The 905-nt window shown below is 40.5% G+C and carries 1 protein-coding gene; it reads left to right on the forward strand.

Annotation, left to right across the window (positions count from 1 at the left end):
- On the forward strand, window positions 1–857 hold an 857-nt coding region (locus AC1DND_RS28615; RefSeq protein WP_477586323.1), incomplete at its 5' end, for an FtsW/RodA/SpoVE family cell cycle protein.
- Between the last annotated feature and the right edge of the window lie 48 nt (window positions 858–905).

Raw genomic sequence — 905 nt, forward strand, 5'->3', positions numbered from 1 at the left:
GATTGACGTTTCAAACTTCTGATTTAGCAAAGCTGGCATTGATCACCTTTTTGGCCAGGATGCTAACCAAAAAGCAAGAAAATATTAAAAATGTTAAAGAATCATTTATACCAATTATGGGTTCGGTTTGTGTGGTGTTTGTTTTAATCGCACTGGCCAACCTATCTACAGCATTAATGCTGTTTGGTGTAAGTATTTTGCTGTTAATTATCGGTAGGATCAGTATTAAACAGATCGCGATTGTTTGTGCAGGTGGCTTTGTGCTCCTGTTGTTTGTTTTCTTTTTGGGCCCAAGAAGAAAAACGTACATGTCGCGTATCAATACGTTCATGCATCCTGAAATGCAGCATTCAGATAAAACTTTCCAGGCAGACCAGGCAAAAATTGCTTTGGCTACTGGTGGTGTTTTTGGTAAAGGACCAGGTAATAGTACACAACGCAATTTCCTACCACACCCGTATTCCRATTTTATTTTCGCCATTATTATTGAAGAATGGGGAACTGTGGGAGGAATTGTAATTATGATACTATACCTGGTGCTTTTATACCGATGTATCAAGATCGTAACCCGGGCGCCCAAGGCCTTCGGCGCGCTCCTGGCAGCCGGACTGAGTTTCAGTCTGACCATACAGGCCTTTGCAAACATGGCGGTAGCGGTAGGGTTGGGGCCGGTAACAGGGGTTCCGCTTCCGTTGGTAAGTATGGGTGGTACATCAATGATCTTTACCAGTGTGGCCTTCGGGATTATACTCAGCGTAAGCCGTGATGTAGAAGAAAATGCAAATGCGTTAACAAAAGAAGAAAAAGAGAAAGTAAAAAATAAAATAATAATAGGTGAAATACCTGCAATAGCTTAATTAATGATTGAATTAGTGAATGATTGAATTTACGCAATGATTAATAAT

Source organism: Pedobacter sp. 01N416 (assembly GCF_056399685.1).